Annotated in this window: 12 protein-coding genes, 1 pseudogene and 1 riboswitch; of the genes and pseudogenes, 4 read left to right on the forward strand and 9 right to left on the reverse strand. The window is 72.3% G+C overall.

From position 1 onward, the window contains the following. Positions 1 to 88 precede the first annotated feature (88 nt). The 4 genes from ABZ406_RS12010 to ABZ406_RS12025 form a co-directional block, all read right to left on the reverse strand. Complete coding sequence (locus ABZ406_RS12010) at positions 89 to 1,102, reverse strand: hypothetical protein (RefSeq protein ID WP_357759752.1); 1,014 nt, start codon at positions 1,100 to 1,102, stop codon at positions 89 to 91. A 56-nt stretch (positions 1,103 to 1,158) separates the two neighbouring features. Next, positions 1,159 to 1,290, reverse strand: a riboswitch (cyclic di-AMP (ydaO/yuaA leader). A gap of 117 nt (positions 1,291 to 1,407) precedes the next feature. Beyond that, positions 1,408 to 2,325 carry a cation diffusion facilitator family transporter gene (locus ABZ406_RS12015; protein WP_357759346.1) on the reverse strand — a complete coding sequence of 306 codons (918 nt, stop codon included), beginning with the start codon at positions 2,323 to 2,325 and terminating at the stop codon, positions 1,408 to 1,410. Positions 2,326 to 2,431: 106 nt separating this feature from the next. Then, the gene (locus ABZ406_RS12020) at positions 2,432 to 4,549 is read right to left on the reverse strand and encodes an AAA family ATPase (protein ID WP_357759349.1); all 2,118 of its coding nucleotides are present in this window, start codon (positions 4,547 to 4,549) and stop codon (positions 2,432 to 2,434) included. A 108-nt stretch (positions 4,550 to 4,657) separates the two neighbouring features. Further along, entirely contained in the window at positions 4,658 to 5,629 is a 972-nt protein-coding gene (locus tag ABZ406_RS12025; RefSeq protein ID WP_357759352.1) for an alpha/beta hydrolase, read from the reverse strand. Between the two features lie 171 nt (positions 5,630 to 5,800). Between ABZ406_RS12025 and ABZ406_RS12030 the strand changes: the two genes are divergently transcribed. Then, on the forward strand, positions 5,801 to 6,424 hold the full coding sequence (locus tag ABZ406_RS12030; RefSeq protein ID WP_357759355.1) for a carbonic anhydrase: 624 nt from the start codon (positions 5,801 to 5,803) through the stop codon (positions 6,422 to 6,424). 70 nt (positions 6,425 to 6,494) lie between these two features. Here ABZ406_RS12030 and ABZ406_RS12035 read toward each other — a convergent pair whose 3' ends face one another. Beyond that, a complete protein-coding gene (locus ABZ406_RS12035; protein WP_357759358.1) occupies positions 6,495 to 6,824 on the reverse strand; it encodes a hypothetical protein in 330 nt (109 codons plus the stop codon). Between the two features lie 308 nt (positions 6,825 to 7,132). On the opposite strand from ABZ406_RS12035, the gene ABZ406_RS12040 reads away from it, so the two are divergent. The 3 genes from ABZ406_RS12040 (at position 7,133) to ABZ406_RS12050 (ending at position 9,730) form a co-directional block, all read left to right on the forward strand. After that, positions 7,133 to 7,624 carry a DUF3145 domain-containing protein gene (locus ABZ406_RS12040; RefSeq protein WP_091409261.1) on the forward strand — a complete coding sequence of 164 codons (492 nt, stop codon included), beginning with the start codon at positions 7,133 to 7,135 and terminating at the stop codon, positions 7,622 to 7,624. Positions 7,625 to 7,720: 96 nt separating this feature from the next. Beyond that, positions 7,721 to 9,454 (forward strand): glycoside hydrolase family 3 N-terminal domain-containing protein, encoded by a 1,734-nt coding sequence (locus tag ABZ406_RS12045; RefSeq protein WP_357759361.1) that lies wholly within the window; start codon positions 7,721 to 7,723, stop codon positions 9,452 to 9,454. A 57-nt stretch (positions 9,455 to 9,511) separates the two neighbouring features. Further along, a complete protein-coding gene (locus ABZ406_RS12050) occupies positions 9,512 to 9,730 on the forward strand; it encodes a hypothetical protein (RefSeq protein WP_357759364.1) in 219 nt (72 codons plus the stop codon). 51 nt (positions 9,731 to 9,781) lie between these two features. Here ABZ406_RS12050 and fabF read toward each other — a convergent pair whose 3' ends face one another. The 4 genes and pseudogenes from fabF to ABZ406_RS12070 all read right to left on the reverse strand — a co-directional run. Beyond that, positions 9,782 to 11,008 (reverse strand): beta-ketoacyl-ACP synthase II, encoded by a 1,227-nt coding sequence (fabF, locus tag ABZ406_RS12055; protein ID WP_357759367.1) that lies wholly within the window; start codon positions 11,006 to 11,008, stop codon positions 9,782 to 9,784. 2 nt (positions 11,009 to 11,010) lie between these two features. Then, a complete protein-coding gene (locus ABZ406_RS12060) occupies positions 11,011 to 11,250 on the reverse strand; it encodes an acyl carrier protein (RefSeq protein ID WP_030330276.1) in 240 nt (79 codons plus the stop codon). An 85-nt stretch (positions 11,251 to 11,335) separates the two neighbouring features. Next, entirely contained in the window at positions 11,336 to 12,280 is a 945-nt protein-coding gene (locus ABZ406_RS12065) for a beta-ketoacyl-ACP synthase III (protein WP_357759370.1), read from the reverse strand. Positions 12,281 to 12,294: 14 nt separating this feature from the next. Beyond that, positions 12,295 to 13,203: pseudogene (locus tag ABZ406_RS12070) on the reverse strand (ACP S-malonyltransferase); the annotation flags it as partial. Positions 13,204 to 13,232: the final 29 nt, after the last annotated feature.

Genomic DNA, 13,232 nt, shown 5'->3' on the forward strand with positions numbered 1-13,232 from the left:
GGGGTACGCCCGGCGACGTAGTCCCTTCCCGGACGCAGGTGATGCCTGTGAGTCATCACGATGACTCACAGGCATCACGACGCGTGGGTCAGTAGACCGACAGGTGTACGTGGTTCGTGTGATCGGTCGACGGGGTTCCGTGCGCCCCGCTGTACGACTTCCACCCGCTGCTGGGCAGCCAGATCTGCCTGTACCAGATCACGTAGAGCACGGCGAGCCGGTCGGCGTTGCGGATGAAGTACGCGGCCAGGTTGTTGCCGTACGTCTTGTCGCCGCCGGTGGCGTTTCCGCCGAAGCCGTTCTTCTGGGCGGCGAAGTCGCAGGCCCGGCCTTTCGGATGTTCACCGGAGCCGCTCGGGCGGTGGCACGAGACGTACCTGGTGAAGCCGGCGGCCTTGGCCTGGTTGAGCGCGTGCAGGGTGCGCGGGGTGATGCAGCCGCTGGCCGGCGTGGGGTCGTTGACGCTGCACGACTCGGACGGCCAGGAGCCGTCGGAGTTGCGCGGCGCCGCCTTCGCGTTGGCGCTGGAGGTGCCCCGGTTGGAGCCGGCGTCGGCGGTGGTCTGCGGCTTGGGTGTGGTGGCCACGGTCAGGGCCCGCTCGGCCTGGTCCTTGCGTTTGGCCATCACCGCTACCTGCTTGCGCTGCTCGTTGATCTCGCCGTTCAGGGCGACCCGGGTGCGGTTGGCCTTGTCCTTGCTGGCCAGCAGGTCGCGCAGCACCCGGTCCTCGTTGGCGGCCACGGCGTCCAGCGCGGCTGCGCGGTCCATGAAGCCTTCCGGGGTGTTGCTGTTGAGCAGCGCCGACATCGCGCCGAGCCGGCCGGTGCGGTACGCCACCTCGGCGATCTCGCCGACCTTGCCGTTGCGCTGCTCGATCTCGACCTCGATGGTCTTCAGTTGGGTGGCGAGTTCCTGCTGCCGTCGTACGGACGTGTCCAGGGCGCGCTTCGCGTCCAGGTAGCCCTTGCTGGCCGCCTCGAGTTGGGCGCGCAACGCCGGGGTGCCGCCCTCCTCGTCGGAGTCGGGTGCGGCGGCTCGCAGGCCGGTCGGGGGAGCGGCCGAGGCGGTGCCGGCCGGCATCGCGACGCCGAGGGTGAACATCGCGACGATCAGGGCCGCCAGTCGGGCGGCGGGTGGTCGTGCTGGTGCCACTGCGCATGTCCTTCCGTCAGCCGCCGACCGGGTTAGCTGACGGGTTCGGGACGGAAGATCCCTACCGCTGACGCGGATACACCCCAGGAACATGGTTCCCCGGTTCGCCCAGGAGGGCGATTAGGCGGCGACCACCACCGGCGCCGGGAGGCGCCTCCTGGTGGAGGTCGGAACCGAGCCTACCGGTGCCGGTGGGGCGGCTGCAGCCAATGTGACGGACGGTGCGTGCGTCATGACAGAAAATGACGGCCAGGTCACCATTCGATGGAGCCGCACGCGCCGGAGGCGGCCCCGGGCTCGATCTGCAGGGTGGCGTGCTCGATGCGGAAGTCGTCGTGCAGCGCGGTACGCGCTGCGGTGAGCACCGCGCCGACCTCCGCGCCGGGTGCCATGGTCAGGTGTGCGGAGGCCACGTCCATGCCGGAGGTGAGTGTCCAGACGTGCAGGTCATGCACCTCGACGACACCGGGAACGGCGGCCAGTCGGTCGTGCACGGCGGTGACCTGGAGGTGTTCCGGGGCGGCCTGCACGAGGATGCGGACGGCGGCGCGGGCCAGCCGCCAGGTGCGCGGCAGGATGAACACGCCGATGGCGACTGCGACGAGGGGGTCGGCCCACCACCAGTCGGTGACGGTGATGAGCAGTGCCGCGCCGATGACGCCGAGCGAGCCGAGCAGGTCGCCGAGCACTTCCAGGTAGGCGCCCTGGAGGTTGATGCTTTCCCGGGCCCCGGCACGCAGGAGGGCGAAGGCGGTGACGTTCGCGAGCAGGCCGAGCACGGCGACCACGAGCATCGGGCCGGTGATGACCTGGTGCGGGTCGCCGAAGCGGCGGATCGCCTCGATCACGACGTAGATCGCGACGCCGGAGAGCAGGACGGCGTTTGCCAGCGCGGCGAGCACCTCGAGTCGGTAGAGCCCGAAGGTGCGCTGCGGGTCGCCGGTGGCCCGCCGGGTCGCCGTGATCGCGGCGAGCGCCATCCCGATGCCGAGCACGTCGGTGAACATGTGCCCGGCGTCGGAGAGCAGGGCGAGTGAGCCGGTGTGCAGGGCGGCCACCGCCTCGACCACCATCAGGGTGGCGAGCAGCCCGAACGCCGCCCAGAGTCGACCTCGGTGCTGGTGTGCGGCATTGGCGACGGACCCGTGGTGGTGGTCATGACCTGCTCCCACGAGAACCACCTTCCGCCGCTGGTCGGGACCCGGTCAAATGTATGTTCACATCGCTATGTGTGCAAGTGTGCGAGCAGCGCTCCCGGCCGGCGGCAGTCCGCAGACGTCAGCCGGTCGGGTCGATGGTGGTGAGCCGCTGGGTGGCCCGGGAGAGCGCCACGTACAGGGTCCGTACCCCGGCGCCCGGATCGGCCCGGATCTCGCTCGGGGCGACAAGCACGACACCGTCGTACTCCATGCCCTTGGCCTCCAGGCTGGTCACCACCTGCAACCTCGACGCCCCGAGCGCGCCGAGCCAACCCGCCACCTCGTCCCGGCGGGGCACCGGCGTGATCACCCCTACCGTGCCCTCCACCTCGGCCAGCAGGCCGGCGGCGGCCTCGACCGTCGCGGTCCTCAGTTCTGCCGCGGACACTGCCAGCTCGACCGGATCGACCCCGGTGGAGCGGACGGCCGTCGGCAGCGGCAGGTCGGGATAGAGCCGACGGATCTCCGCCGCCGCCACCGCGAAGATCTCCGCCGAGTTGCGGTAGTTGGTGGTGAGGGTGAAATCGTGTCGCTTGCGCCGGCCCAGCGCCTGGTCGCGGGCCTGGGTCAGCTCCTCCGGATCGCCGGTCCACGCGGTCTGCGCGGGGTCGCCCACCACCGTCCAGGAGGCCAGCCGGCCGCGTCGACCGACCATCCGCCACTGCATCGGCGAGACGTCCTGCGCCTCGTCCACCACCACGTGCGCGTACTCCCGGTAGTCCTCCGGGCGCTCCCGGGCCGCCGCGCGGGCGGCCCGCTGCCGTTCGCCGAGGGTGCTCAGCTCGCGGACGCCGCCCGCGAGCTGGAACGGGTCGCGTCGCGCCCGGGCCGGCTGCGCGGGCTTACCGAGCAGCGCGTCCAACTCGTCCAGCAGGGCCACATCGGCGATGGTCAGCCCGTCCTGGTCCAGGTTCCGGTACGCGGCGTCGAGCAGCCGGATCTCCGCCGAGGAGAGGATCCCCCCGGCGTAGCGGCGCAGCCGGTCCGGCTTCGCCAGCCAGCCGAGCACGTGCCGGGGGTGCAGTCGGGGCCACCACGCCTTCAGGAACTCCCGGAACTCGGGCCGCTCGGCGATCTCCGCCTCGAAGGCCGGCTGCTCCGGCAGTCGACCGCTGCTCAGCTCACGGGCCTGCGCCCAGAGCGCGGCGAACACCCCGTCGAAACCGGCCCGACGCACCTCGTTGCGCCGTGCGCCGCGGTGCAGCGCGCGGTCCCGGATTCGGTCCAGCGCGGCCCGGTCCAGCCGCAGCAACGTGCCCCGGTAGAGCAACCGCAGCTCACCCGGGCCGCCCGGCACCGCGTCGCGGGCCGCCCGCTCGAGCACCCGGCGCATCCGCAGTGAGCCCTTCACCGCCGCCACCTCGGGCGGGTCGGGGCGGGTGGCGGTCATCCCCGGAAAGAGCGTGCCCAGCGAGTGCAGGGTCGCGGTGTCCTCACCCAGCGACGGCAGCACGGAGCCGATGTACTCGACGAAGACCGACGACGGGCCGACCACCAGGATGCCGCCGCCCGCGTAGCGGCTCCGGTCGGAATACAGCAGGAAGGCGGCCCGGTGCAGGGCGACAGCCGTCTTGCCGGTGCCCGGGCCGCCCGCCACGATCGTCACCCCGGAGCCGGGCGAGCGGATCGCCTCGTCCTGCTCCCGCTGGATCGTCGCGACGATGTCGCGCATGCCCCGGCCGGTGGCCTTGGACAAAGTGGCCAGCAACGCGCCGTCACCGACGACAGTCATCCCCTCCGGGGTGGCCGACGGGTCCAGCAGTTCGTCCTCGATCCGGGTGACCCGCTCGGCGCGGGACTGGATCGTGCGCCGCCGCACCACGTCCAGCGCTTGCGCCGGGGTGGCCTGGTAGAAGGCGGCGGCGGCCGGCGCACGCCAGTCGACGACGAGCGTGCGGGCGTCCTCGTCGCGGATGCCGAGGCGCCCGACGTGCAGCACCTGACGGTCGCGAAGGTCCAGCCGGCCGAACACCAGCCCCTCGTGCTCGGCGTCCAGAACGTGCCGTCGCTGTGCCGCGTGGAAGACCATCGCGTCGCGCTCGACCAGAGCACCGTGCGTGCCCACCCGGGCCATCCGGTACCCGTCACGCTCGGCGCGGACAGCCGACTGCCGCAGCTCGGCCAGTCGGGCGTACACCCGGTCGAGGTGTCGTTGCTCGACGGCGATCTCCTGCTCGAGGCCGGTCTGGTCGGTCAACGCATGCTCCTTCAAAGGTCGCCGGCAGGCGGCGGGAACCGCGCGGGCCAACCGCAGAAGGGTACGGCCCCGGGCCCGACCCGCCGCGCCCGAGGTGCGCGAACACGCTCAGACACCCGTCTCGGCGGGGGTCGCGGCACGGTCAGCCGGCGGCGACGCGCCGAGGTGGGCCGGCGGCGATCCGGGAAGCACCCGTCGCAGCACACCGGTCAGCGCGGCGTTCACCTCGTCCGGGCGTTCCATCATCAGCATGTGCCCGGCGCCCGGGCAGACGGTCAGTTCGGTGGCCGGCAGAGCCGCCGCTATCGACTCGGCGCACGGCGGTGGGGTCAACCGGTCCCGGTCGCCGACCAGGGCGGCGGCCGGCAGGTGGGCCAGCGCGGCAAGGGTGTCCAGTCGGTGCTGGGTGCCGATGGAGGCGCGGAACCCGCCGATCGAGCGCAGCGAGGCCCGAGCCACCGCCGACGTCACCAGGCGGATGTCGGCCGGCTCGCACCGGTCACCGAAGAGCATCCACCTGATGCTCGGTTGCAGCGCGTTCAGCAGTGCCCGGGGCGCACGCCACGAGCCGCACCGGGCCAGCACGCCGGCGCCTGTCGTCTCGGCCAGCCGGATCAACCGGGCGATCCGCGGCGAGAGCCCGTAGACGGTGTGGGTGTGCCCCTCGGCGGTGGTCGAGACGAACACCAGTCCGGCGGTACGGGCGGCGAAGTGCGCGGGATGGCGGTGCGCGTACTCCATGATCGTCATGCCACCCATCGAGTGCCCGACCAGCACCACCGGGCCGCTCGGCGCCACGGCGTCGATCACCGCGGCCAGGTCGTCACCCAACTGGGCCACTGTGGCCGTCGGCAACGTCATGCAACTGGACCGTCCGTGCCCCCGCGCGTCGTAGGCGACCACCCGTACCGTGCCGTCGAACGGCGGCGCGGTCAGTGCGTCGACCTGCCGGTGCCAGGCGCGCCCGTCAAGCGTCCAGCCGTGCAGCAGGATGGCCGTCACCTGGGCGTCCGTCGGACCCGTCGCCTCGACGTTGAGCCGTACGCCGTCCGGCAGACCGACCTCGAACCGCTCCGGCATCGCCACCTCCCCAGGGCCCGCCCAGTACCACCAGCACCTCCGATACCCGGCGGTAACACCGGCTACCCGTCATGACACCACGCCAATCGCACGGTGGCGAACATTCCCGACTGCGCCCGGCCGGGACGGCGGGGGGCCAAGCTGAACGGCATGGGGTCGTCGGGAGCGCCCATGGGCGCGACGTCGGGGCAGGGGCGGCAGGCCGGCGGTACGCCCCGCGCCGCGCTCGCCGATCTGCTCGCGGGTAATCGCCGGTTCGTCAGTGGTCAGCCGGTGCATGGGCACGACGTCACGGCCGCCGCCGCGGCGTCCGGCGACCAGCAGCCGTACGCCGTGGTGCTGGGCTGCATCGACTCCCGGGTGCCGCTGGAGGCGATCTTCGACCAGACCTTCGGTGCGATCTGTGTGATCCGTACCGGGGGACACGTGCTCGATCGCGCGGTCTGCGGCTCGATCGAGTACGTGGTCGGTCAGCTCGGCGTACCGCTGGTGATGGTTCTCGGCCACGAGCGGTGCGGTGCGGTGGAGGCCACCGTGGCGGCGCTGCGCACCGGGCAGCGTCCCGGGGGGTCCCTGGCGCACCTGGTGGACGAGATCGCCCCGGCGGTGACCGAGGCGGGGATCGACGATCCGGCGGTGCTGCCGTTGGCGATCCGCCGGCACGTCCGGCGCACGGTGCGCACCCTGCGCGCTGACGCCCTGCTGGCCGGGCCGGTGGACGCCGGTCGGGTGGCAGTGGTCGGTGGCCTCTACGAACTGGCCACCGGTGAGGTCGCCCTGCTCGATCCGAACTGAGCGTCGGACACGCGAAACCGCCCGCCGGGAACTCCCGGTGGGCGGTTTCGGTGGTGCGGTGGGGGAGGGCTCAGCCCTCGAAGACGCCGGCCGCGACCAGACGCTTCTCGGTGGCCTCCCAGCCGTCACCCGGGTAGGTGGCGGCCAGGTTGTTGATCTCCGCCCGGATCTTGTTGGCGTGGCCGGCGGCGGCCAGCACGCGGATCTCCTCGACGAAGGCGTCGGAGTCCGTGCGCAGGTGCGCGGTCTTGCCGTTGGTCAGGTTCCGCACGTAGGCGTGCTTGCCGCCGTTGAGCGGGATGAGGTACTTGAACTCGCCCAGCACGCTGAGGGCGCCACCCTGGCCAGCCTGGCCGGCCCGGACGGACGCGCGCGCGGTCTTAGAGGTGTTGCTCGCCACGGAGGTACTCCTTGCAAGACGTACGGGAGGACTGGACGTCCGGGGGCTGTGTGCGGGTCGTACGTGACTCGGCCCGCGAAGGTGTAACGCGGCATAAGCCGCCGGTGGAACTGTACAGGACCACGACATCATGCTGGTCGTCGCGGTGTCCTGAGAGGCAACGGCGACCACCCGTCCGGCTATTCCACCCGGCGTTTTTTCCGATTCCCTGGCGCACCACGCGTCACACGAGTCATCATGTGTTGCAGCAGCCACCTGGGTGGACGAGGTCGTAGGGGAAGACGCACCTCGCTCTCCGGGAGGTCACCGTGCCAACGCGTGGCGTCGTATACGTCCACTCGACCCCGCTCGCCGTGTGCTCACACGTCGAGTGGGCGATCGCGCGCGTCCTAGCCGCGCCGGTCAACCTGCAGTGGACGGCTCAGCCCGTCGACCCCGGCGCACGCCGGGCCGAGTGCGGGTGGACCGGTCGTCCGGGGACGGGCGCCGAGCTGGCTGCTGCCCTACGGCAGTGGCCCATGATCCGTTTCGAGGTCACCGAGGAGCCGAGTCCCGGCGCCGACGGTGAACGCTTCATGTACGTGCCGGCCCGTGGCCTGTTCCGGGCAACGGTCGGCGTGGCCGGCGACATCCAGCTCGGCGAGGACCGGCTGCGGGCGCTGATGGCGGCCTCCCGGGCCCCCGAGGCCCTGGCGCACGCCCTCGACAAGGCACTCGGCACGGCGTGGGACGCTGACCTGGAGCCCTACCGGTACGCGGGCGACGGCGCACCGGTGACCTTGCTCACTCGGGTCGGCTGATCTGACGGTCCGCGAGTCGGCGACGTGCGCGCGTGCCGCCGGCGCAGCCTGCGACCGGTAAGGTCAAGTTGCCCCGATAAGGGAGAACCTGGTGGGATGGGTGGCGTGTCGAATCGCCCGTGGCGCGTCCCCGTCACTGTCGCCGCCCTGACCGCCCTGCTCGTCTCCGGCTGCTCGGGTGGTTCGCCCCGCCCCACGCCGACGCCCAGCCCGGTCTCCACGTCCGCGGCGCCGAGCGTCCCGGCCGCGCCGCCGCCCGGCGACCCCGCCAGCCGGGCCGCCGCGCTTGTCGCGACGCTCTCCGACGAGGACCTGGTCGGCCAGGTGCTGATGCCGTACGCCTACGGCGACTCGGCGACAAAGGTCTCCGCCGGCTCGGCGGCCGGCAACCAGGCCCTCGCCGCTGTCGACACCCCCGCCGAGATGATCGCCAAGTACCGACTGGGTGGGCTGATCCTGGTCGGCTTCAGCGCCGACGACCCGACGAAGGGCAACCAGGAGACCACCAACGTCGACAACCCCAAGCAGGTGCACGAACTCACCACCGGGTTGCGTGCCGCCGCCGGTCGGCTCGCCGCCGGTCCCGCACCGCTCCTGGTCGGCACCGACCAGGAGTACGGCGTCGTCACCCGGGTGACGAACGGGGTCACCGTGCTGCCCAGCGCCCTCGCGGCCGGCGCGGCAGGTGACCCGAAGCTCACCGAGGCCGCCTGGCGGGCCGCCGGCAGTGAACTGGCCGCGATGGGCATCAACATCGACTTCGCCCCGGTGGCCGACGTGCTGGCCACCCGCAGCACAGTGATCGGCTCCCGGTCGTTCGGTGCCGACCCGAAGCAGGCCGCCAGTCAGGTGGGCGGCGCGGTTCGTGGCCTCCAGGCGTCCGGGGTCGCGGCCACCCTGAAGCACTTCCCCGGGCACGGCCACAGCGCCGACGACTCGCACAAGGATCTTCCGGTGCTCACCCAGTCCGCCGCGGCGTTGCAGAGCGGCGCGTGGCCGCCGTTCACCGCCGGAATCGACGCGGGCGCGATGGCCGTGATGTCCGGTCACCTGGACGCGCGTGCGATCGACCCGGGGACCCCGGCGACGTTCTCGCACAAGCTGCTCACCGACGTCCTGCGTGGCCAGCTCGGCTTCAAGGGCGTGGTGATCACCGACGGGATGAACATGCCGCCCGCGAAGCGCTGGGCTCCCGGTGAGGCGGCCGTCCGGGCGCTCAACGCCGGTAACGACCTCATCCTGATGACCCCGAACGTCGGCCAGGCGTACGACGGGCTACTCGCCGCGCTGCGCGGCGGATCACTGCCCCGCACCCGGCTGGTCGACGCGGTCACCCGGGTGCTGACCATGAAGTTCCAGCTAGCGCAGCAACCGGCGGCGCAGATGTCCACGCTCAACACCCCGGCGCACCGGGCGGCCGCCGACGCACTGGCCGCCGCCGCGGTCACCGAGCTGCGGGGCACCTGCGGCGCGGCCGTACGTGGACCGGTCACCGTCACGTCGTCCGGCGGTCGGGACGGCACCCGGGCCACCCTCACCGCCGCGCTGACCGCCGCCGGGGTGCAGGTCAAGCCCAGCGGCGGCACGATAGTGCACCTGGTGGGCTACGGCGACGGCGCCAAGGACCTGCGGGCCGACGCGGCGGTCACTGTCGCCATGGACACCCCGTACGTGCTGGCCGACGCCAAGTCACCGACGCTGCTCGCCACGTACTCGTCCAGTCGGGCGTCGATGACGGCCCTGGCCGCAGTGCTCGCCGGCAAGGCCCGGCCGGGCGGCCGGGCCCCGGTGACGGTCCCCGGGCTGCCCGCCACGACCTGTCGGACCTGACCGGCCGCGATGGAAATCCGGTCGCCCCGCCCTCGGTCGGTCTGCCAACCTCACCCCATGGGAGCGGCAGCGGGATTCCTTCACACGCAACGGGCGGACGGCATCGTGGTGATCACCCACCACGGACGGGTCGCCGGCACGCTGCGCGGCGCGCGGGCCGCGGAGTTCCTGGCCGAGGTCGACGACGACCCGCAGTTGGTGATGGCCCGCTGGACCGGCAACTACCGCCACGGCAACGAGCGCTCCGCGAAACAGCACCCCCGAAACCGGGGCTGAACGACGCGAAGGGCCCCTCCTCGACCAGAGGAGGGGCCCTTGCGGAGGATCTCAGGGACGGGCGAAGACGAGCGCCACGTTGTGGCCGCCGAAGCCGAACGCGTTGTTCAACGCGGCCGGGATCTCCATGTGGCGGGCCTTGTGCGCGGCGACATCCAGGGTGAGGCCTGGCTCCGGGTCGTCCAGGTTGATCGTCGGAGGGACGACGCTGTCGCGGATCGCCAGGATGGTGGCGATCGACTCCAGCGCACCCGCCGCACCGAGCAGGTGACCGGTCATCGACTTCGTGGCGGACAGCACCGGGTGGTCGCCGAGCGCCTTGTGCAGCCCGCCGATCTCCAGCATGTCCCCGACCGGGGTCGAGGTGGCGTGCGCGTTGACGTGCACGATGTCGCGCTTCGCGATGTCCGCGTCCGCGATCGCCTTGGCGATGGCCCGGACGGCGCCCTCGCCCTCGGCGTGCGGCTGCACGATGTCGTACGCGTCGGAGGTGATGCCGGCGCCGGCGAGGCGCGCGTACACCCGGGCACCCCGGGCTGCGGCGTGCTCGGCCCGCTCCAACACCACGATGCCGGCGCCCTCGCCGAGGACGAAGCCGTCCCGGCCCCGGTCCCAGGGGCGGGAGGCCCGCTCCGGGTCGTCGTTGCGGGTCGACATGGCCCGCATCGAGCTGAACCCGGCAATCGGCAGCGGGTGGATGACCGCCTCGGTGCCGCCGGCCACCACCACGTCGGCCCGGCCGGAACGGATGATGTCCAGACCGAGGGCGATCGCCTCGGCACCGGTGGCGCAGGCGCTGGCCACCGAGTGCACGCCGGCCTTGGCGCCCAGCTCCAGCCCGACCCAGGCGGCCGGACCGTTCGGCATCAGCATCGGGATGGTGTGCGGGGAGACCCGCCGTGGCCCGGAGGCCTCCAGGATGTCGTCCTGGGCGAGCAGGGTGGTGGCACCGCCGATGCCGGAGCCGACGCTGACCGCCAACCGCTCTCCGTCGAGGTCGGAGCCGGCGAGGCCGGCGTCCGCCCAGGCCTCCTGCGCCGCGATGATCGCGATCGCCTCGGAACGGTCCAGGCGGCGCAGGCGGACCCGGTCCAGCACCTCGGACGGCTCCACTGCCAACTGGGCGGCGATCCGGACCGGCAGTTGCTCGGCCCACTCCTGGGTGAGGGCACTCACCCCGGAGCGGCCGGCGAGCATGGCGTCCCAGGTCGACGCGACGTCCCCGCCGAGCGGGGTCGTCGCGCCGAGCCCGGTGACGACGACGTCGGAACGACTCATGATCAGGACTGCGCCGCGATGTAGCTGACAGCGTCGCCGACGGTCTTCAGGTTCTGCACCTCGTTGTCCGGGATCTTGACGCCGAACTTCTCCTCGGCCGCGACCACGACCTCCACCATGGAGAGCGAGTCGACATCGAGGTCGTCGGTGAAGGACTTCCCCTCGGCCACGTCGTCCGGGTTCACTCCGGCAACCTCTTCGAGGATCTCGGCGAGGCCGGTGGTGATCTCGTCACGGGTCATTGCGGTTGGTTCCTTTCATCGGGGTTCTCCGGCGGCCGGCGTCGCCGACCGCCGCTCCTCGACGCGTACGCGCCCGAGGGGGTCATCAGGGGCAGCGGACGACCTGACCGGCGTAGGTCAGGCCACCGCCGAAGCCGAACAGCAGCACCGGTGCGCCCGAGGGCACCTCCCGGCGCTCGACCAGCTTGGACAGGGCCAGCGGCACGCTTGCCGCAGAGGTGTTGCCGGACTCGACGATGTCCTTCGCGATGATCGCGTCGGGGATGTTGAGCCGCTTGGCGATGCCGTCGATGATCCGGGCGTTGGCCTGGTGCGGCACGAACGCGGCCAGCTCCGACGGGTCGACCCCGGCCCGCTCGCAGGCCTGAAGCGCGAGGGGCGCGATAGCGGTGGTGGCCCAGCGGAACACCGCCTGGCCCTCCTGCTGGATGTACGGGCGCCAACCCTCGATGCGTACCGCATCGCTCTTGTCCGGCGCCGAACCCCAGACCACCGGGCCGATGCCGGTCGGCTCGTCGTCAGCGGTGGCGGAGACCACCGCGGCACCGGCGCCGTCGGCGAAGATGATGCAGGTGGAGCGGTCGGTCCAGTCGGTGAAGTCGGACAGCTTCTCGGCGCCGATGACTATCGCGTTGCGCGACGCCCCGGCCCGGATGGCGTGGTCGACGGTGCCCAGCGCGTAGGCGAAGCCCGAGCAGGCGGTGTTGAGGTCGAACGCACCCGGCGCGGTGATGCCCAGCTTGCCGGCGACCCGGCAGGCCACGTTCGGGCTGCGGTCGATGGAGGAGCAGGTGGCGACCACGACCAGGTCGATGTCGGCGGCGGTCAGGCCCGAGTTGGCGAGCGCCTTGCCGGCGGCGGCGGCGGCCATGTCGGCGACCGTCTCACTGTCGGCGATCCGCCGGCTGACGATGCCGACCCGGTCGCGAATCCACTCGTCGTTGGTGTCGACGAGCTGGGCGATGTCGTCGTTGGTCACCACCCGGGAGGGCTGGTAGTGCCCCATCGAGACGATGCGACTGCCAGTCATGAACGGCCTCCGATACGGGCGATCAGGTCCCGTGCGGCCGGCAGGTCGTCCGGGGTGTTGAGGGTGACGATCTCCGGGGCGCCGTCGCCCTTGAGTTCCCGCTTGACCAGGCCGGCGAGGGTGCCGGCCGGGGGCAGTTCGATCACGCCGGTGACCCCGAGGTCGGCCAGCGTACGCATGCACAGGTCCCAGCGCACCGGCGCGGTGACCTGACGGACGAGGCGTTGCAGCATGGCCGCGCCGTCGTCGACAGCGGTGCCGTCGAGGTTCGACAGCAGGGTCCGGGCCGGATTGGCGGGGGTGATCCCGGCGGCCTCCGCGGCGAGCGCGGTCTCGGCCGGAGCCATGTACGGGGTGTGGAACGCGCCGGCCACCTGGAGTCGGATGATCCTGGTGCGGGCGGGCGGCGCGGCGGCGAGCTTGTCCAGCCCGTCCAGGGCGCCCGCGGCGACGATCTGCCCGGCCCCGTTGCGGTTGGCCGGGTAGAGCCCGTTCGCCTCGATCGCGGCGATCACCTCGTCGGGGTCGCCGCCGAGCACGGCGGCCATTCCGGTCGGCTCCAGCGCGCACGCGGCGGCCATCTCCCGGCCGCGCACGCCGGCCAGGCTGATCGCGGCGTCGGCGGACAGGACACCGGCCAGGGCGGCGGCACCCAGCTCGCCGACGCTGTGGCCGGCGGTGAGCGCGACGCCGTCCAGCGGCAGGTGCTCGGCCGCGAGCAACGCCGCGGCGACCAGCAACGGCTGGGTACGTGCGGTGTCCTTGATCTCGTCGGCGTCGGCGTCGGTGCCCAGGTGCAGCAGGTCGACCCCGGCCAGGACCGACCACTCGCGCAGTCGCGCCTCGGTGCCGGTCAGGTCGAGCCAGGGGGTCAGGAAGCCGGGTTTCTGAGAACCCTGGCCGGGACTAAGTACGGCGAGCACGACTATGACTCTCCCGGATAACCGCCCCC

The sequence above is a fragment of the Micromonospora sp. NPDC005710 genome, assembly GCF_040630995.1.
In the GTDB taxonomy this organism is placed as follows: domain Bacteria; phylum Actinomycetota; class Actinomycetes; order Mycobacteriales; family Micromonosporaceae; genus Micromonospora.

Excerpts from the sequence above, each read along its gene's own strand:
- ABZ406_RS12025 (WP_357759352.1), bottom strand. The coding sequence starts at position 5,629 with ATGCCGGAGCGGTTCGAGGTCGGTCTGCCGGACGGCGTACGGCTCAAC.
- ABZ406_RS12010 (WP_357759752.1), bottom strand. The coding sequence starts at position 1,102 with ATGTTCACCCTCGGCGTCGCGATGCCGGCCGGCACCGCCTCGGCCGCT.
- ABZ406_RS12050 (WP_357759364.1), top strand. The coding sequence starts at position 9,512 with ATGGGAGCGGCAGCGGGATTCCTTCACACGCAACGGGCGGACGGCATC.
- ABZ406_RS12045 (WP_357759361.1), top strand. The coding sequence starts at position 7,721 with ATGGGTGGCGTGTCGAATCGCCCGTGGCGCGTCCCCGTCACTGTCGCC.
- ABZ406_RS12030 (WP_357759355.1), top strand. The coding sequence starts at position 5,801 with ATGGGCGCGACGTCGGGGCAGGGGCGGCAGGCCGGCGGTACGCCCCGC.
- fabF (WP_357759367.1), bottom strand. The coding sequence starts at position 11,008 with ATGAGTCGTTCCGACGTCGTCGTCACCGGGCTCGGCGCGACGACCCCG.
- ABZ406_RS12060 (WP_030330276.1), bottom strand. The coding sequence starts at position 11,250 with ATGACCCGTGACGAGATCACCACCGGCCTCGCCGAGATCCTCGAAGAG.
- ABZ406_RS12065 (WP_357759370.1), bottom strand. The coding sequence starts at position 12,280 with ATGACTGGCAGTCGCATCGTCTCGATGGGGCACTACCAGCCCTCCCGG.